Annotated in this window: 11 protein-coding genes; 8 read left to right on the forward strand and 3 right to left on the reverse strand. The window is 66.8% G+C overall.

All coding sequences use genetic code 11. The features are described from left to right. Window positions 1-131 precede the first annotated feature (131 nt). The 6 genes from ACY65G_RS21335 (at window position 132) to galK (ending at window position 12,858) form a co-directional block, all read left to right on the forward strand. Window positions 132-3,764: a TonB-dependent receptor gene (locus ACY65G_RS21335; RefSeq protein WP_464999301.1), complete on the forward strand. Its 3,633-nt coding sequence runs from the start codon at window positions 132-134 to the stop codon at window positions 3,762-3,764. A 15-nt stretch (window positions 3,765-3,779) separates the two neighbouring features. Next, the gene (locus ACY65G_RS21340; protein ID WP_464999302.1) at window positions 3,780-5,549 is read left to right on the forward strand and encodes an NPCBM/NEW2 domain-containing protein; all 1,770 of its coding nucleotides are present in this window, start codon (window positions 3,780-3,782) and stop codon (window positions 5,547-5,549) included. Next, window positions 5,546-8,296 (forward strand): family 78 glycoside hydrolase catalytic domain, encoded by a 2,751-nt coding sequence (locus tag ACY65G_RS21345; protein WP_464999303.1) that lies wholly within the window; start codon window positions 5,546-5,548, stop codon window positions 8,294-8,296. The genes ACY65G_RS21340 and ACY65G_RS21345 overlap by 4 nt, the downstream gene beginning before the upstream one ends. Window positions 8,297-8,752: 456 nt before the next feature. Further along, window positions 8,753-10,423, forward strand: coding sequence for a sodium:solute symporter family transporter (locus ACY65G_RS21350; RefSeq protein ID WP_464999304.1), 1,671 nt, complete (start codon window positions 8,753-8,755; stop codon window positions 10,421-10,423). 196 nt (window positions 10,424-10,619) lie between these two features. Beyond that, a complete protein-coding gene (locus tag ACY65G_RS21355) occupies window positions 10,620-11,669 on the forward strand; it encodes a UDP-glucose--hexose-1-phosphate uridylyltransferase (protein WP_464999305.1) in 1,050 nt (349 codons plus the stop codon). 25 nt (window positions 11,670-11,694) lie between these two features. Next, window positions 11,695-12,858 (forward strand): galactokinase, encoded by a 1,164-nt coding sequence (gene galK, locus ACY65G_RS21360; RefSeq protein WP_464999306.1) that lies wholly within the window; start codon window positions 11,695-11,697, stop codon window positions 12,856-12,858. 79 nt (window positions 12,859-12,937) lie between these two features. Here the strand turns inward: galK and ACY65G_RS21365 are convergent, their stop codons facing one another. After that, window positions 12,938-13,168 carry a hypothetical protein gene (locus ACY65G_RS21365; protein WP_464999307.1) on the reverse strand — a complete coding sequence of 77 codons (231 nt, stop codon included), beginning with the start codon at window positions 13,166-13,168 and terminating at the stop codon, window positions 12,938-12,940. 164 nt (window positions 13,169-13,332) lie between these two features. On the opposite strand from ACY65G_RS21365, the gene ACY65G_RS21370 reads away from it, so the two are divergent. Continuing rightward, window positions 13,333-13,866, forward strand: a complete 534-nt coding sequence (locus ACY65G_RS21370) for a DUF488 domain-containing protein (RefSeq protein WP_464999308.1) — start codon at window positions 13,333-13,335, stop codon at window positions 13,864-13,866. Between the two features lie 6 nt (window positions 13,867-13,872). On the opposite strand, the gene ACY65G_RS21375 is transcribed toward ACY65G_RS21370, so the two are convergent. Further along, window positions 13,873-14,811: a DMT family transporter gene (locus tag ACY65G_RS21375; protein WP_464999309.1), complete on the reverse strand. Its 939-nt coding sequence runs from the start codon at window positions 14,809-14,811 to the stop codon at window positions 13,873-13,875. Window positions 14,812-15,283: 472 nt separating this feature from the next. On the opposite strand from ACY65G_RS21375, the gene rnk reads away from it, so the two are divergent. Further along, on the forward strand, window positions 15,284-15,691 hold the full coding sequence (gene rnk / locus ACY65G_RS21380) for a nucleoside diphosphate kinase regulator (protein WP_464999310.1): 408 nt from the start codon (window positions 15,284-15,286) through the stop codon (window positions 15,689-15,691). A gap of 208 nt (window positions 15,692-15,899) precedes the next feature. Here the strand turns inward: rnk and ACY65G_RS21385 are convergent, their stop codons facing one another. After that, the gene (locus ACY65G_RS21385; protein ID WP_464999311.1) at window positions 15,900-18,701 is read right to left on the reverse strand and encodes a glycosyl hydrolase 115 family protein; all 2,802 of its coding nucleotides are present in this window, start codon (window positions 18,699-18,701) and stop codon (window positions 15,900-15,902) included. Window positions 18,702-18,820 lie beyond the last annotated feature (119 nt).

Genomic DNA, 18,820 nt, shown 5'->3' on the forward strand with positions numbered 1-18,820 from the left:
CCGCATGGCGCGCAAACGATCACATTGCGTGATTGTTTGCGCACTGCACGGCGGAAGTTCTGCGGGCGCCACGTCATTGTCGGTAAGGCAGCGCGAAAGCTGCCGCCGTCAAACATACCCGGAGACCGACAATGAATTCGAAACGCGCCTTCCCCCAGCCCAGGATCGCCGCGCAAGCGGTATCGCTTGCCCTGGCCTCGCTGATGGCCGGCCAGGGATTGGCACAGCAGGCCGGCCCGCAGGCTGCCGCCTCCTCGCAGGCGGATACGAGCGCCGAAACCGGCGAAGTGCAGAAGGTGGTCGTTTCCACACGCCGTTCGCAGCAGTCGTCGATCGACCGCAAGAAGAACGCGTCCACCGCGATGGACTCGATCGTCGCCGAAGACGTGGGATCGCTGCCGGACCGGAACATCGGCGAAGCGATTTCGCGGATGGCCGGCGTGGCGATCGACCGCGGCGAATATGGCGAAGGCGTCAGCCTTTCCGTGCGCGGCAACGGCTCGAGCCTGACCCGCGTGGAGCTCGACGGCATGTCGGTGCAGTCGGCCGGCGGTTCGGACCTGAACGGCGGCGGCGATGGGCGCGGCGTGGAATTCCGTTCGCTGTCGGCCGACCTGATCAAGAGCGTGGACGTGATCAAGGGGCAGACGGCGGACATGGTGGAAGGCTCGCTGGGCGGCGGCATCCGCATCCAGACCCGCACCGGCCTCGATTTCAAGAAGCCATTTGTTTCCGTGCGCGCCTCGGGCACCCAGCACAGCCTGAACGAGAAGTGGACGCCCGACGTGTCCTTCACGGGCGCGCGCCAGTTCGGCGACGGCCGGCTGGGCGTGGTGGTGAACGCGAACTACCAGAAGCTGGACAACGAGGCGCACCAGATGCAGACGTCGGGCAATGGCCAGAACGGCTACGGCCGCTACGCGGACATCGACAATTCGCCGGAAAAGACATTCTCGTTCCAGCCCGGTTCGCTGGATATGTCGAACCCCTTGTCCGTGCAGCCGACCACCGAGATCAGGGACGCCAGCGGCCGCGTCGTGTTCGCCGGCGCCACGCCGCAGGACCTGCTGCAGCGGGCCGCCGCGGCGCAGTCGAAGCAGGCGTGCTTCGACGCGTTCCCGCAGTTCACGAAGACGTCCGGCGCGCTGGCCGGCCTGTCGGCCGGCGATATCAACCGGGCGATCGACCACCGCGGCAACGAGCTGCTCACCTGCCTGAACCAGTGGAACGACTACAGCCCGCAACTGCTGCGCTACTTCGTCAAGCGCCAGATCGACGAGCGCAAGGGCCTCGACCTGCGCACCGATTTCAAGGTGAACGAGCACCTGACCGTGTATGCGAAAGGATCGTTCAGCCGCCGCACGGTGGACGACAACTTCATGACGTACAGCCTGGGCCAGGTGTCCGTCAACGGCACGAACAGCTACGTGGATGCGAACGGCCTCCGCACGGCCGTCCCCGGCATGGGCAACTACACGTCGCCGCATACCTATGGCCTCGGCGCCACCGGTACCGGCGTCGTTCGCGGCGCGGCCGTCAACTTCAATCCGGCGACGGCGGTGGTCGATTCGACCCACCACCTGACGAGCTTCTCGATGGACAACGGCGGCGCCGGCACCGACCAGATCCGCAACCTGATGGAAGTGAACACGAAGTACCTGCAGTTCGGCGGTACGTTCAAGCGCGATGCGCTGACGGTCGAACTGCTGGTGGGGGCCTCCCAATCGGACTTCCGCCGCGCCAACGCGCGCTGGTCGGTCAGCTTCAACAATGCCGGCCCGGCCACCGCGTCGGTGGGGCCGAACGGCACGTGGGGCTACGATTTCGCCAACGGCATCCCGGACAACGGCAATCCGGCCAATTACAACCAGACGCTGCCCAACACGAATCCGGCCATGCCGAACGTGACCAGCGACCGCAACCTGCTGTGGCAAAGCCCGCGCGTCATCGAGACCGACGAGCAGACCGCCAAGCTCGACCTCTCGTATGCGCTGTCGGACAGGATCCCCGTCTTCAAATACCTGAAATCCGGCTTCAACCTGCGTCGCAGCGGTAACGACAGCTGGGGCGGCGGCGGCTACACGGTGCGCACCGCGCAGGGCACCGCCGGCCAGCCGAACTACAGCCCGGCGGTCACGGTGCCGAGCACCGAAGTGCGCGGCGTGATCCGCGGCTGCACGGATACCCCGGGTTCGGCCGGCACGGCCAACGCGTGCAAGTACGGCTACACGCCGGGCACGGCACCGTCGCTGTCCGGCACGTGGGTGCTGCCGATGCAGGACTTCCAGAACCTGCTGGGCGCCGCGATGACGGACCCGGCCACCGCCACGAAGCTGTTCAACGGCGCCTCGGGCCGGCCCGGCAACACGCTCGACAACTGGAACCAGCTCGACGTGCTGCGGGTGATCGACCTCCTCAGGATGCCGAACTATAACTACGACTGCACGAAGGCGTGCACCGGCAGCGACGGCCAGGTGTACCAGCAGCCGATCTCCAAGGTGCGCGAGGATACGAAGGCGTTCTATCTGATGACCGACTTCGGCTTCGACACGATCCCGTTCACCAACCGCGCATTGCCGTTCGGCTGGGAAGTCGACGGCAACTTCGGCTACCGTTACGTGCACCGGAAGGTGCAGGGCACCGGCAGCATGACTTTCCGTGTCATCACCAGGACGCCGCAGTTCGATCCGCTCAATCCGGACGCGGCGGCCGGCATCGTCACCAATGCCGTCACGCAGAACACGGCCATCGATTCCACGAACCACATCTTCCTGCCCAGCTATAACCTGGGCCTGTGGCTGGTGCCGAACCAGCTGGTGGCGCGCTACAGCGCGGCCAAGTCGGCGGCGCTGCCGCCCGTGTCGCGGCTGCTGGCCTCCGGCACCTGCACCTACGACGAGCGCAATGCCGACGACGTGGCAGGGGACGACGGCAGCCTGCGCTGCAACACGGTCGGCAATCCGGCGTTGCAGGGCCAGAGCAACTTCAACCAGAACCTGTCGCTGGAGTGGTACCCGAATGCCGACACGATGTTCAGCCTGGCCGGTTATCGCCAGGAAGGCCGCATCGGCGCCAGCAAGACCACCGGCGTGTTCGACGTGCCGCTGTTCGCCGGTTCCTCGGAAGTCAACCCGGTAACGGGCCAGCCGCTGTCGGACATCGTGTTCGATTACACGACCTACACGAACGGCCTGCCGACGACCCGCACCGGCTGGGAGTTCGGCACCCGCAGCGCATTCACGTTCCTGCCGTCCTACCTGCGCTACACGGGCCTGGACGCGAACTACACGCGCCAGAAGTCGACGATGGACCAGGCGATGATCGACCCGCTGACGGGCCAGGTGCAACCGCAGTCGGGCGAGCCGAAATACTCGTACAACCTGGCGCTGTGGTATGACGACGGCAAGCTGGCCGCCCGCGTGGCCGTGCAGGCGGTCGCCGCGTATTACGGTTGCACCGCGCCTTGCGGCGCTACCGGCACGGGCCTGAATTCCTATCCGGCGTTCAACGTCAACTCGTCCACGTCGCTGCCATGGAACCCGGGCACGGCCAACATCCGAGATGCGACGCGCTTCATCGACGCGCGCATCTCGTACAAGCTGCGCCCGCAACTGGAAGTGTTCGTCGAAGGCCGTAACCTGTCGAACCAGACGGAAACCCGCAGCATCGCCTCGACCGGCTATTCGGACGGCACGCCATATCTGCAGAATTATGCCTATGCCGGTCGCCGCGTCACGGTGGGCCTGGTTTATCGTGGCCTGTAAAAGAGGAAGCAGCCGATGCGCATGAAAGCGATGATGGCGATGAAAACGATGATGGCGATGCTGGGCGGGGCGTTCGCCGCCATGCCGGTCCATGCGGCCGGTGGCGCCGCCACGCCGCCGATGGGCTGGAACCCGTGGAACGCCTTTCGCACCGAAGTCACCGAGGCGAAGATCCTGGCCGTGGCGGAAAAGCTGAAATCGTCCGGGCTGGCCGAGGCGGGCTACCGCTACGTAAACGTCGACGACGGCTGGTGGCTGAAGCGGCGCGCCGATGGCCGCATCGTCGTGCGTACGGCCATGTTCCCCAGCGCGGCCACGCCGGATGGCATGACGAGCCTGAAACCGTTCGTCGACCGGTTGCACGGCATGGGCCTGAAGGCGGGCCTGTACACGGACATCGGCCGCAACATCTGTTCGCAGGCGTGGGATCCGAAGAGCCCGAACCTGCCGGTCGGCACGCAGGCCGAGCGCGAAGTGGGCTCGATGGATTTCCAGAGGCAGGACATGGCGCTGATCTTCGGCGAATGGGGCTTCGACTACCTGAAGGTGGATGCGTGCGGCATGGCCGACTACGCGCCGGACCGCAAGTTCGTGCGCGACGGCACGTATCGTGCGCTCGGGCCGCATATCGTGCGGCACCGGCCCGGGCTCGGCGATGCGGCGAAGGTGGAGTCGCTGTATGCCAGCCTCGCCGCGGAAGTCGCGGCGGTACGCCCCGGCAAGGACTACGTGCTGTCGATCTGCACGTGGGGCGAGGCCGGCGCCAACGACTGGGCCGGCAAGTACGGCCAGTTGTGGCGCACGAGTCCGGACATCCATGCCAGCTGGAAGTCGATGCTGGCCAGTTTCGACACGGCGGAACGGCGCGCGCTGTACGCGGGACCGGGCCGCTGGAACGATCCGGACATGCTCCAGATCGGCAATGGCGAATTCAGTGGCACCAACCTCGTGGAGGCCAGGGCGCACATGTCGCTGTGGGCGATCCTCGGCGCGCCACTGCTGCTGGGGTATGACCTGACGCGCTCGCCGGACAGCCTGGTCGCCATCGCCGGCAACCGGGAAGCGATCGCCATCGATCAGGACCCGGCCGGCAACCAGGGTGTCACCGTCAGCCGGGAAGGCGATGCCCAGGTGATCGTCAAGAGCCTTTACGAGCGCGGCGCGAAGGCTGTGGCGCTGGTCAACCGCGGCGCCACGCCGGTCACCGTATCGGTACCGGTGCCGCAGCTGCGCCTGCAGCGCGGCGTTTCGGTGCGCGACGTGTGGCAGGCGCGCACCGAAACGTTCGATGGCACCACGATCACGCGGCGGCTCGCCCCGCGCGAAACGGTGCTGCTGCGCGTGACCGGCACGCCGCTGGCGGCCGTGCACCTGACGGAAATGACGGGGCGGGTCCGCGTGCTCGATGACGGCAGGGCGGGGCGAAAGGTCGATCCGGCCTGGGTGCCGGCGCAGGTGAACGCGGCGCCGTCCGGCGAGCCGCTGGTACTGGCGGGCCGCCGTCACGACGATGGCCTGGGCGTGCTGGGCAAGTCGCGCCTGCAGGTGGCGCTGGACGCGCGATTCGGCACGTTCCGCGCCACCGTCGGGCCGATCGACGGCAGCGCTGCGGCCACGTTCAAGGTGCTGGGCGACGGCAAGGTGCTGGCCGAACGGGCGGCGTCCGCACCGGTGGACCTGGAGGTGCCGGTGGCCGGCGTGCGCTCGCTCGAACTGGTGGTTCAGGAACAGGGCAGGCAGGCAGTGCCCGTGATGGCGGCGTGGGCACAGGCGCGGCTGGAATGATGCGCCTGTTCCGTTTTCTGCTGGCCGGCGTGCTGGCGTTTGCTTTCGCGGGCGCCGCCGGCGCCGCCGCGCCGTTCGCGCTGACGGCCGAGTACATGAGCGATCCGGTCGGGATCGACGTGCCCCGGCCAAGGCTGGCGTGGAAACTCGGTTTCACCGAACGCGATGCCGTGCAGCGGGGCTGGCAGGTGCAGGCGGCAGGGACCGCCGCGCAGCTCGCTGCGGGCAGGAACCTGCTGTGGGACAGCGGGCGCGTGGCATCCGCCGACTCCGTGCACGTGCCTTATGGCGGGCCGGCGCTGGCGCCGGGCCAGCGCGTGTACTGGCGCGTGCGGGCGTGGAATGGCGCCGGCGTCGTGTCGCCGTGGAGCGCGCCCGCCCATGTCGAGGCGGGACTGATGACGCCCGCCGAGTGGCGGGCGCAATGGATCACGGTCGACCCGGCGGCGGCAAGCAGCGCGCCCGGTCCCGCGGTGCTGCTGCGGCGCGAGTTCCGCCTCGATCGCCCCGTGGCGCGGGCACGCCTGTACGTCACGAGCCTTGGCGTCTACGAGGCGCAGGTCAACGGCCGGCAGGTTACCGACCAGGTGCTGCGCCCCGGGTGGACCAGCTACGACAAGCGGCTGCAATACCAGAGCTATGACGTTACCGGCCACCTGAAGCCGGGCGACAACGCCATCGGCGCGATGCTGGGCGACGGCTGGTACCGCGGCGGCATCGGCTTCAATGGGCGCGACCACTATGGCACGCGGCGCGCGCTGCTGGCCGAGCTGCGCGTGACGTATGCCGACGGCACGGCCGCGCGCATCGTGACCGATGACCGCTGGCGCGCATCGACCGGGGCCGTGCTGGCTTCCGACCTGCTGCAGGGGGAGACGTACGATGCCCGCCTCGAGCAGCCCGGCTGGGCGGCGCCGCGCTTCGACGCCGGCGGCTGGCGTGCCGTGTCGCTGCTGGCCCACCCGAAAGAGGCGCTGGTGGGGCAGGCGGCGCCCGGCGTGCGCCGCATCATGGAACTGCGCCCGCAACGCATCCTGCGCACGCCGAAAGGCGAGACCGTGTTCGACTTTGGCCAGAACATGGCGGGCTGGGTGCGGCTTGCCGTGCAGGGCCCGGCCGGCACGACGATCAAGCTGCGCCATGCCGAAGTGCTCGACAAGGACGGCAATTTCTACACCGCGAACCTGCGCACGGCGGCGCAAACGCATCGCTACATATTGAAAGGCGGTGCGCGCGAAACGTGGGAACCGCGCTTCACGTTCCAGGGATTCCGCTATGTTGCCGTGGAAGGTTTCCCGGGCGAGCCGGGCCTCGACGCCCTGACGGCCGTGGTGCTGCACAGCGACCTGGGCACGCCGAACCGCTGGGAAAGCTCGCATCCGCTGCTCAATCAGCTCGTGCGCAATACGGAATGGGGCCAGCGCGGCAATTTCATCGACGTGCCCACCGACTGCCCGCAGCGCAACGAGCGACTGGGCTGGACGGGCGACGTGCAGGTGTTCGCCCGCACGGCGACCTACAACTTCGACAGCGCCGCGTTCCTGTCGAAATGGATGGACGACCTGTCCGCCGACCAGAAAGGCGACGGCAGCATCCCGTTCGTGATCCCGGACATCATCTCGCGCAGGAAGACCGGCATCGACGGCGCGGCCGGCTGGAGCGACGCGGTGACCGTGGTGCCGTGGACCGTTTACCAGGCATATGGCGACCGGTCGATCCTGGCGCGGCATTACACCAGCATGCAGGCATGGGTCGACCACGTGGCGTGGCGGGCGCCGGACGGCGTGTGGAACACCGGCTTCCAGTTCGGCGACTGGCTCGCGTACCAGGCACCATCGTCGGAAGCGCGCGATTATCCGGGCGCGACGACCGGCAAGGATCTTGTCGCCACCGCCTACTTCGCCCATTCCGCTGGCTTGCTGGCACGCGCCGCCGCCGTGCTTGGAAAAGAAGACGATGCGCGCCGCTACGCGGCGCTGGCCGGCAAGGCAAAAGCCGCCTTCAACCGCGAATTCGTGGCCGCGGCCGGCAGGGTGGGCGAAAACACGCAGACGGCCTACGCGCTGGCGCTGCGCTTCGATCTGCTGCCGGCGAAACGCCGCATGGAAGCGGCCCGGCGGCTCGCCGGCGCGGTGGCCGAGCGCAAGGGCCACCTGACCACCGGCTTCCTGGGCACCCCGGCGCTGCTGTTCGCGCTGAGCGAGCACGGCCAGCTCGATACCGCCTGGCGGCTGCTCACGCAGGCGTCGTACCCATCGTGGCTATACCCGGTGAAGATGGGCGCGACGACCATCTGGGAGCGCTGGGACGGCATCAGGCCGGATGGCACTTTCCAGGATGCGGCGATGAATTCGTTCAATCACTATGCCTACGGCGCTGTGGTCGAGTGGATGTATGCGGTGGCCGCCGGCATCGATACCGACCCGTCGGGACCGGGCTACCGGCGCAGCATCATCCGGCCACGGCCCGGCGGCGGACTCACCTGGGTGGATGCCGCCGTGGAAACGATGTACGGCCGGCTGGCTTCGCGCTGGGAAACCGTGGACGGCGCGATGCGCCTGACGGTGGCGATTCCGCCAAATACGCGGTCGACCGTGGTGCTGCCCGGCGCGGTGCTGGAAACCGTGCTGCTCGATGGCCGCCGGCCCACCGGCGCGCGCCAGGCCGGCAGCGATGTGACGGTGGAGCTGGGTGCCGGCCAGTACCGATTTGTCTATCCGCGCCGGTCAGGCCAACCGGCCCCATGATCCTGCAGGCCTTCTCCGCCCGCGTGCCGGGTTTTGCGCGGTCCTCGGGCCGCGTTTTTTTGCCCGGCTTTCCCGGACTCGCGGATTCCATACGCCAGGCTGGTGAAAATCGTAGTAATTTTTCATGGCTGGATGCGAATGGAACCCTTACCAGTGTCTTCGACTACATTTTTTGGCTCTGCAATGTAGTCGCACATGGTATAGTTAGCGCTATCGCAACTATGATCGCCAAGCCTGTACAGTAATCAACCTGCTGAGTGTTTGTGATCGCGATCGTCGAGGGGAGCGCCGCCTGGTGCATCCTGTCGCCGCATTGGGGCATTGGCACCGGGGTCGGCCAAAAGCGGAGGCCGGGCCGGCGTCGCCAAGTCAACAAAGTAAAAGTAAAAAGTAAAAAAGTAGAAGCAGGGTGGGGTTCAACCGCCCATTATCAGAGACACACTCAAATACTTTCCGATGAATCAACTTTCCACCCTGGACACGCTTGTCTTCCTGTTTTACTTCATCGTCATCTCCGGCTACGGCATCTGGATCTACCGCCGAAAAAAGAGCACTTCCGGCCAGGCCTCGCATGACTATTTCCTGGCCGAAGGGTCGCTGACCTGGTGGGCCATCGGCGCCTCGCTGATCGCCTCGAACATTTCCGCCGAGCAGTTCATCGGCATGAGCGGTTCCGGCTTCAAGATCGGCATGGCGATCGCCGTGTATGAACTGATGGCCGCGGCCACGCTGATCATCGTGGCGGTGTTCTTCATGCCCGTGTACCTGAAGAACCGCATCTACACGATGCCCCAGTTCCTCGAACAGCGCTACGGCAAGGCCGTGGCGACGACGATGGCGCTGTTCTGGCTCGGCCTGTATGTGGTGGTCAACCTGACGTCGATCCTGTACCTGGGCGCGCTGGCCATCTCGAGCGTTGCCGGCATCAATGTCTTCGCCTGCATGATCTTCCTGGCCGTGTTCGCCGCGATCATCACGCTGGGCGGCATGAAGGTGATCGGCTACACGGACGTGATCCAGGTGCTCTGCCTGGTCGTCGGCGGCCTCGTCACCACGTGGATCGCGCTGGACCTCGTGGCCACGCTGGGCGGCAAGAGCGGCTCGATCGCGGGTGCCAGCGAGCTGTTCGTGCGCGCCGGCGAGCATTTCGACATGGTGCTCGACCGCGGCAATCCGAACTACATGGACTTGCCGGGTCTCACCACGCTGATCGGCGGCATGTGGATCGTCAACCTGAACTACTGGGGCTGCAACCAGTACATCACGCAGCGCGCGCTGGGTGCGGACCTGAAGACGGCCCGCAAAGGCCTGCTGTTCGCCGCGTTCCTGAAGCTGCTGATGCCGGTCATCGTGGTGCTGCCAGGTATCGCCGCCTTCGCGCTGGACAAGTCCGGCGCCCTGGGCGACTCGATGCGCGTCGGCGGTGAACTGAACCCGGACCGCGCGTACCCGACGCTGCTGGCCATGCTGCCGACCGGTATCAAGGGCATCGCCTTCGCCGCGCTGACCGCTGCCGTCGTGGCGTCGCTGGCCGGCAAGGCCAACAGTATCGCCACCATCTTCACGCTGGACATCTACAAGCAGCACTTCAACAAGACCGCCAGCGAACAGAAGCAGGTATGGGTGGGCCGCCTGACCGTGATGGTCTCGATCGCCATCGCCGCGCTGATCGCGCCGTTCCTGGGCATCGACAAGAAGGGCGGCTTCGCCTTCATCCAGGAATACACGGGCTTCGTGTCGCCAGGCATCCTGGCCATGTTCCTGCTCGGCTTCTTCTGGAAGAAGACCACGCACGCGGCGGCCATGTTCGCCACGGTGGGCGGCCTGGTGCTGTCGATCGTCCTGAAGTTCCTGCCCGGCATGATGGACCTGTCGTTCCTGGCGCCGATCGGCTTTGCCGTCGACAACGGCACGGGCGTCTACGAGATCCCGTTCCTGGACCGCATGTTCATCGTGTTCTGGATCGTCGTCGCCGGCATGGTGGTGATCAGCAAGACCGCGGCCGTCTCCGGCGAGGCCAAGCGCATGATCGTCGATACCGGCATGTTCCGGGTGGAGCGCGGCTTCGCGATCGGCTCGGCCATCATCTGCGCACTGCTGATCGCCGTCTACGGCGCCTGGTGGTAAGTTGACCCCGGGGGGCCGCGCCGGGCCCTCCGCACCATTCACGCGACCCGGCTTCATGATTGCGCGCAACGCGTTATCATGCCGGGTCGCTTCCGGTTTTCCGATCCCTCCTGTCCGGTTGGTCTGATGACGAGCCCGGCGGGAGTGCGCCGGTTACCGTCCAGTCTTAACGTACGAAGAAGAATAGAGGAACCGCATGTTCGATCCCACAGACCACCCGCACCGTCGTTTCAACCCGCTCATCGGCGAGTGGGTGCTCGTTTCACCGCACCGCGCCAAGCGGCCCTGGCAGGGTCAGCAGGAAGCGGTCGACAATTCCCCGCGTCCGTCGCACGATCCGACCTGCTACCTGTGCGCGGGCAATACGCGCGTCAACGGTGAAGTCAATCCCGACTACAAGGGCACCTTTGTCTTCGACAACGACTTCGCCGCGCTGCTGCCGGACACGCCGGATGCCCCGGCCAGCACCGATCCGCTGTTCCAGAACACGAGCGCGCGCGGCACCAGCCGCGTGATCTGCTTCTCGCCGGACCATGGCAAGTCGCTGCCGGAACTGGACCTGCCGGCGCTGGAACAGGTGGTCGACACCTGGTGCGCGCAGGCCGCGGAACTGGGCAAGTCGTATCCGTGGGTACAGGTGTTCGAGAACAAGGGCCAGGCGATGGGATGCTCGAATCCGCACCCGCACGGCCAGGTATGGGCGAACAGCTTCGTGCCGAATTCGCCGGCGAAGGAAGACGTGCAGCAGCGCGAATACCTGGCGCAGCACGGCCGGCCGATGCTGCTCGACTACGTGGAACGCGAAGCCGCCGCCGGCGAGCGCACCGTGATCCAGACGGAACACTGGCTGGCCGTCGTGCCCTATTGGGCCAGCTGGCCGTTCGAAACGCTGCTGCTGCCGCGCTTCGAAGTGAAGCGCCTGGACGACCTGACCCGCGAACAGCGCGCCGACCTGGCTGTCGCCCTGAAGGCCCTGACGATCAAGTACGACAACCTGTTCCAGACGTCGTTCCCGTATTCGATGGGCTGGCACGGTGCGCCGTATTCGGCCAATGCGGGTTCCGATGACACCCAGCCATGGCAGCTGCATGCCCACTTCTACCCGCCGCTGCTGCGCTCGGCATCGGTGCGCAAGTTCATGGTCGGCTATGAAATGCTGGCCGAGGCGCAACGCGACCTGACGCCGGAACAGGCGGCGGCGCGCCTGCGCGAACTGCCGGATGTACACTATCTCCAACGCCAGTAAGTTACCCCAACAAGAAGAGATCCTGATGAGCGAAACGCTGATTAACCATACCCGCACCGCGTTTGAAAACAAGTTCGGCGCCGCGCCCGAAGTCGTCGTGCAGGCCCCGGGCCGCGTCAACCTGATCGGCGAGCACACCGACTACAACGACGGTTTCGTGCTGCCTGCCGCGATCGACTACAGCACCGTGATCGCCGCGCGCCGCCGTGACGACCGCATCGTGCGCATCGTTGCCGCCGATTACGCCGGCGCCGAAGACCAGTTCTCGCTCGATGCGCCGATCGAGCGCCGCGACGAGCCGATGTGGGCCAACTACGTGCGCGGCGTGATCATCGACATGATCGAGCAGGGCCTGCCGCTGCAAGGCTTCGACATGGTGGTGTCGGGCGATGTGCCGCAAGGCGCGGGCCTGTCGTCGTCGGCGTCGCTGACGGTCGCCATCGGCCGCCTGTTCGCCACGCTGCCGGGCTTTGAACAGGTCACGCCGATCGACATCGCGCTGGCCGCGCAACGCGCCGAGAACAACTTCGTCGGCACCAAGTGCGGCAATATGGACCAGATCATTTCCGCCTCCGGCATCGCCGGCCATGCGCTGATGATCGACTGCCGTTCGCTGGAAACCCAGCCGGTGCCGATCCCGGCCGGCGCGGCGATCATGATCTTCAACTCGAACGTGCAGCGCGGCCTCGTGGACAGCGAATACAACACGCGCCGCAAGCAGTGCGAAGCGGCCGCCAGCCACTTCGGCGTGAAGGCCCTGCGCGACGTCGACCAGGCGATGCTCGATGCCCGCGGCGGCGAACTCGATGCCATGACGCTCAAGCGCGCGCGCCACATCGTTTCCGAGAATGCCCGCGTGCTGGCCGCCAACGAAGCGCTGGGCAAGGGCGACCTGTCGCGCATGGGCGAGCTGATGGCCGCATCGCACGCGTCGATGCGCGACGATTTCGAGATCACCGTACCGCTGATCGACCAGCTGGTGGACATCGTCAAGGACGTCATCGGCGATGCGGGCGGCGTGCGCATGACGGGCGGCGGCTTCGGCGGCTGCGTCGTGGCGCTGGTGCCGGAAGCCCAGGTGGCGCCCGTGCGTGCTGCCGTGGAGAAGGAATATCCGGGCCCGAACGGCCAGGGCGCCACGATCTATGTGTGCAAGGCTTCGGCAGGTGCCGATGTCGTCTCTGCCTGACCTGAAGTTACCAAAATAAAAAGCCGCGCAGGCCAGGAAGGCTGCGCGGCTTTGCTTTTGTGCGACCGCGCAAATCGATTCAGGCCGATTCCAGCCCCTGGCGGCTCGTCCGTTCGGCGTGAACAGCCGCGCGCCGCCGCCGCCGGGTACCGGAATCGAGCTCCAGCACGCGGCGGATCGCGTTCGGCGAAATGCCGAGCTGAACGAGGTGGGACCACGCTTTCAGCGTGCCTTCAAGATGTTCGAGGGAAATGGCGCGATCGATTTCCCGTGCCATGTCCGTATCGCGCCGACGGTCTAGCGGTTGCATGAATTCTCCAGGGGGATGGTGCATGGCAGCATCCCGCAATGTTAATCGAAAGTCAAGCCTGATCTGCTAGTCGGTTACGATTATTTATTACTGCCGGTATCGTGGCGCCGCCGCGCGGGTGCCTGCGCGACAATGGATGCCATCACACCCGCTTTGCGTCGCACATGGAATCTGTCTATACCATCGGCCATTCGAACCGTCCGATCGAGGAATTCCTCGACCTGTTGCGCGAGCACGGTATTGCCCGCCTGCTCGATATCCGCACGGTGCCCAAGTCGCGCCATAACCCGCAGTTCGGCCAGGACCAGCTGCCCGGCTCGCTGGCGGAGGCGGGCATCGCGTACCGGTACATCGGCGCGCTGGGCGGCTTGCGGCACGCGCGCAAGGATTCGCCGAACGCGGGATGGCGCAACAAGTCGTTCCGCGGCTATGCCGACTACATGCAGACGGACGAATTCCGCCATGGCGTCGACGAAGTGGCCGCCATGGCGGCGAACGGGCGTGTTGCCCTGATGTGCGCCGAGGCCGTGCCGTGGCGCTGCCACCGCTCGATGGTGGCCGATGCGCTGGCCGTGCGCGGGATTCCGGTGGAGCACATCATCAACCGGGGCAAGACGCGGCCCCACGCGCTCACGCCGTTCGCGCAAGTGGACGGCACGCGCATCCTGTATCCGCCCGAAGAGGGCGCCGCGCAATGACGGCGCTTATTTAGGCGCGCGCGTCACCAGCCAGATGCCGGCGCACACGAGTACCAGCGCCGCCAGGTTCTTCCATTCGAGGATGCTCTCGTGCAGGAACAGCGCGGAAAGGGCCGCGCCGAACACGGGGATCAGGAAGGCGAACATGCTGATCGTGCCGACCGGGTTGTATTTCAACAGCAGGCTCCACAGCGTAAACGCCGCGGCCGACAGCAGCGCCAGGTAAGCCAGCAGGATGGCGGGAGCCAGCGTCATGTTCCCGACCGTGCCGCCCGTCGCATAGCCGCCGGCGAGCAAGGCAGCGCCGCCGATGGCGAGCTGCCAGCCCGTCATCACCATCGCATCCATGCCGCCCGACACGTGCTTGCCGTAGATCGACGCGGCCGACAGTACAAAGGCGGCGATGACGATGAAGCCTTCCCCCTGCAGCGTGAACGCGATGTCGAGCGGGCCGGAACCCAGGTTCACGGCAAGCACGCCGGCAAAACCCAGCAGGCAGCCCGCGGCCTTGCGGGGCGACAGGCGGTCGTTGCGGTAGATGAAGTGCGCCAGCAGCACGCTGAAGAAGGTGGTGGTGGCATTCAGGATCGATGCGCGCACGCCCGTGGTATAGGCCAGGCCGATGTAGAAGAACACGTACTGCAGGCCCGTCTGGGCCAGGCCCAGCACAGCCAGTTGCCGCACCTGGCCGCCGCTCAGTTTCAATGCCGGCTTGCGCAGCGCGATGGCGAGCAGCACCAGACACACGCCGGCAATCAGGAAGCGGTAGCCCGCAAAGATCAGCTTTGACGGCACGTCGTGCTGGGCAATGCCCAGCAGCTCGTAGCCGGTCTTGATCGACGGGTAGGAGCTGCCCCACAGCAGGCAGCACAGGATCGCGACCAGCAGCACGGTCCGGGGGCGGGAAAAGAACGGGCGGGTGTCGGCGACGCTGGCGGAAGTCATTGATCTTCAGGAATGAAATAATGTCAATCCGCGATGATACGGGACATTGCTGCGCCTTGCAGGCGACGCCGCAGGCGCACGGCCGCCGTGTGTATAATCCGCACGAAGCGCCCATCTTCCAGGGCGTTCGAATGCGATGCCCGCCAGGATTCCAGCCCCTCTCCGCCAGCCACATGGTTCGTCCCTGAACAAGGGTGGCCTCGCCGCGTCCATTGCCTGCGCTGCCGCTGCTTCCTCGTCCATCGCATGCACGTCCGCTGCTTTGACATCCAATTCTCTGCCCGCGCCGCGCTCTTGCAAGCGCCCGCGACATCTCGCCTGGCTTTCCCGGGCTCGGTGAGGAACTCCCAGGCGGCCATCTGCCGACTTGTCCTCCCGGGCCTCTCCACTTTCCGACTGCCGCCCGCTTGAAGCGGGCGACGCCAATCCATACCGCCCGGCCGAAGGCCGGCATCCATTTGCAGGAATCATCATGAAACCGAAAATCGTCGTATCGTCGCTGGACATGGACCGCCTGGAAGCACTGCTCGACGCGCTGCCGGACGCGCAGGCGCGCGGGCAGGGCGCCCTGTTCGAGGAGCTGTCGCGGGCCGAGGTCGTGGAACCCGCGGACATGCCGCCCAATGTGGTGACCATGAATTCGCGGGTGCGTTTCGTCATCGACGACACCGCCGAGGAATTCGACATGGCCCTGGCCTATCCGAAGGACATCGACGGCAGCGCCCCCAGGCTGTCGATCCTCACGCCCGTCGGCAGCGCGCTGCTGGGGCTGAAGGTAGGCGAAAGCATCGACTGGACCCGCCAGGATGGTGCGACCTTCACCGTGACGGTGCGGGAGCTCGTCTACCAGCCGGAACGCGCCGGCGAGCTGCACAGGTAGGGCGCACGCCGGCCTGAAGGGCCTGGCAGTCGCCGGACAGGCCTTCGCGGGCGACGCCGAAGTTCCCGGCCTGTTTCCGAAGGCGGGGCGGGCGTCCGCATCGTGTGTTGTCCTCGTGGCGACAGAATCCGCCGACCGCATCCGATCAGCGAATCCCGCCGCGATCGCGCCCGCCGCACCCCGTCGCGTCTGCCCGACGAAGGGCCATTCAGTCGTTCTTTCGCGCGCCCGGCGCGGCCCCGTACCAGGTCGGCGCACCATCGAACACCACCTCGATCCGGTCCAGCACGAAGCCCGGATCGAGCGCGTGCACGCGCAGCGTGTGCGCTCCGGCCTTCAGCGCCGGCAACAGCAGCGTGCGCACGGCGGCGTTCGAGAGCACGTTCTGCTTCCACTCGTCGCTGCGGCCCACGGTGCCGAAATCCAGCGTGACCGGCGCAGCCCCGTCGAGCGACACGGCGATGCGCAGCCTGTGGCGCGAAGTGAGCGCATGCACGGGCACGGCCACGATCCGCAGCCGCGCCTCGGCCTTTGTGTGGCTGTGGAAGGCAAAATCGAGCGCGGGGGCGCCGGCCGGATCGTCGCGCGACGGCAGCGCGAGGTCGGCCCGCTGCGCCGTGCCGAGGCTGCCGACGTCGACGGTCGTCCATCCGGCACCCGACGCCGCCGTGGCCGGCAGCGTGACGATCCGGTCGCGCTCGGTGGCCACAACGCCACCGGCAGCACCGGCAGCGCCCGGCGCCACCTGCACGCGCACACCGAGGCGCTGGTCGCCGCAGCCGATCCGCAGGCCGTTCGTGTCGCCCTGGCCGTCGTACGTCACGGCAATGCGCTGCTCGTAGCCGTTCGTGGCGTCGAGCGCGCCGTTCGCTTGCGACAGGCGCAGGCCGGCCGGTACCACGTCCGCCGACCAGCGCAGCGGCGTGGCCGCGTACTGGATCACGGTCAGCGTCTTCGTTTCCGGCACGCCGCGCGTAAACCACAACGCGCCCCCCAGCGCGGACAGCGGAGAAGGAAACGCCAGGCCGCAATCCTTGCGGGCCGGTGCGCCGTAGGCCGGGAACACGGGTTCGAGGAACACGGGCAGGCGGCGCGGCGCCGCATCCATCATGCCGCGCCACTTGCCGCCGGCAAGCGCATTGTATTGCGCGGTATCGGCGGCGATGGCTTCCTGCGCGGCTTTGGCCGCCATGGCATAGTGTTGCGCCGACGGGCGGCCCATGCGCGCATACTGCGCGGCCAGGTCCAGCTTCAGGATGCGCGCGTTCAGGTTGGCGCTGGCGCGCACCGGGTACAGCACGAGCTGGAAGAACGCGTCCTTGCGGTCGGCCGGCAGCGCGGCGCCGATGGCCTGCGCGCGCAGCGCCAGTGCCTCGTAGCGGGCCAGGCGCTGTTCCGCCTCCTCGCCACCGGAAGCCATGTAGTCCGTCTGCCGGGTCGGCCCGGTGGGCTCCGTCTGCGAAAAGCCCATGTACTCCGGCTTGCGTTCCCACGCCAGCGCGTAGTACTCGCGCATGATCGCGGCGATGGCGGCGGCGTGCTCGTTGCCGAACTGCCGGGCAAACCATTCCTGCATGTGCGCGGCGGCGGGACGGTCGAGCTGGCGCTTGTCGAAGGCCGCGTCGAGGAAATACTGGGTCAGGTATTCGGCCGGCTTGATGTCGCCCACGTTGACGATCCACGCGCGCTCGGTCTTCGTGGCCACGGCGCGCTGCAGCTGGTCGCGGATCAGGCCGGGATGCGTGGTGGCGAGCCACAGGTAGTCGTGCGGCCGGCCCCAGTAGGAAATGTGGTAGTACAGCCCATTGCCGCCGCCGCGCGCCGCTTCCTTCGCGTTGCCAAGCTGGTGCAGGTAGCCATAGTTATCGTCGGGCCAGACGAGGGTGATGTCGTCCGGCACCTGCAGGCCGCTGTTGTAGATGTCGAGCACTTCCTTGTACACCGTCAGCGCCTGCGGGATCCGCGGCAGCGGCTTGCCGTGTGCGCCGGCCAGCAGCCTGCGCTGCAGCGCGATGGCATCGGCGACGCCGGCACGCGCCTCGTCGATGGTGTCGGCCCCTTCCATCGCCGAGTCGTGCACACCGCGGATGCCCATCGTGTACATGGCATCGGCACCCGTGGTTTCCGCGACGCGGCTTTTCCAGTAGCGCGCGATCGCATCCCGGTTGGTGAAGAAGTTGAACGGGCCGTCGTTCCTGTTCCATTCGCGCACGTTATTGCGCATCATCGGCTCGGCATGCGACGTGCCGACGACGATCGCGTAGTCCTGCGCCGCCTGTGCGTTGCCGGGAACCTGGTAGAAGGGCTTCGTGGAATCGTGCATCGCCGGCCACAGCAAATTGGCCTTCAGGCGCCACAGCAGCTCGAAGATGCGGGAGTAGGTGGCCGGGCCGATATCCTTCGCCGGATCGAACGTGTGCGCGGCCCATGGCTGGAGGCCCCAGTCCTCGTCGTTCAGGAAGATGCCGCGGTAGCGCACCGACGGCGCCTCCGACACGATCCTGTCGCCGCGCACGGCCACATCCCCGGCAACCTTCGGCTTCACGTCCGCCCACCATTCCCATGCCGAGACGCCCAGTTCGCGCGTCACGTCGACCGCGCCGAAGACAGCGCCGCGCACGTCCGACCCCGCGATGAGCAGCAGGCGGGTGCCGGGCTTCGTGCGCGACGCGATGCCGATACGCTCGTATTGCTCCCACTTGCCGGCCAGCGCGGAAAAATCGAGGCCCTCGGCTTTCGCGATCCCGCGCAGCAGCGGCGAATCGTGCCGGCCGACGACGATGCACACCTCGCGGCAGTCGGCGAGCCTGTTTGCCACTTTCGTGGCCACCTTCGCATCCTCGCCGCCCACTGCCCGCAGGTCGCGGCGCAGCAGGTCGGCGGCGATGCGCATCGTCGCGTGGTCTTCCGCAAGCACGGCCGCGCCCTGGAGGTTGAAATCCGCGGCGTGGACGGCGGAGCCGAACAGGAGGGAGAGGCACAGGGCGAGGCGGTTTCGGTGAAGGATCATGGATGTTGGCAAAAGCGGGTGGCAAAAGCGGGTGGCAAAATCGGGTGGCAAAATCGGGTGGCAAAATCGGGTGGCGGCAGCCGGGCAGTGGAAGCGCTGGTATATTACGCCGGACCGTG

It is taken from the genome of Pseudoduganella sp. jia 12, from assembly GCF_055502675.1.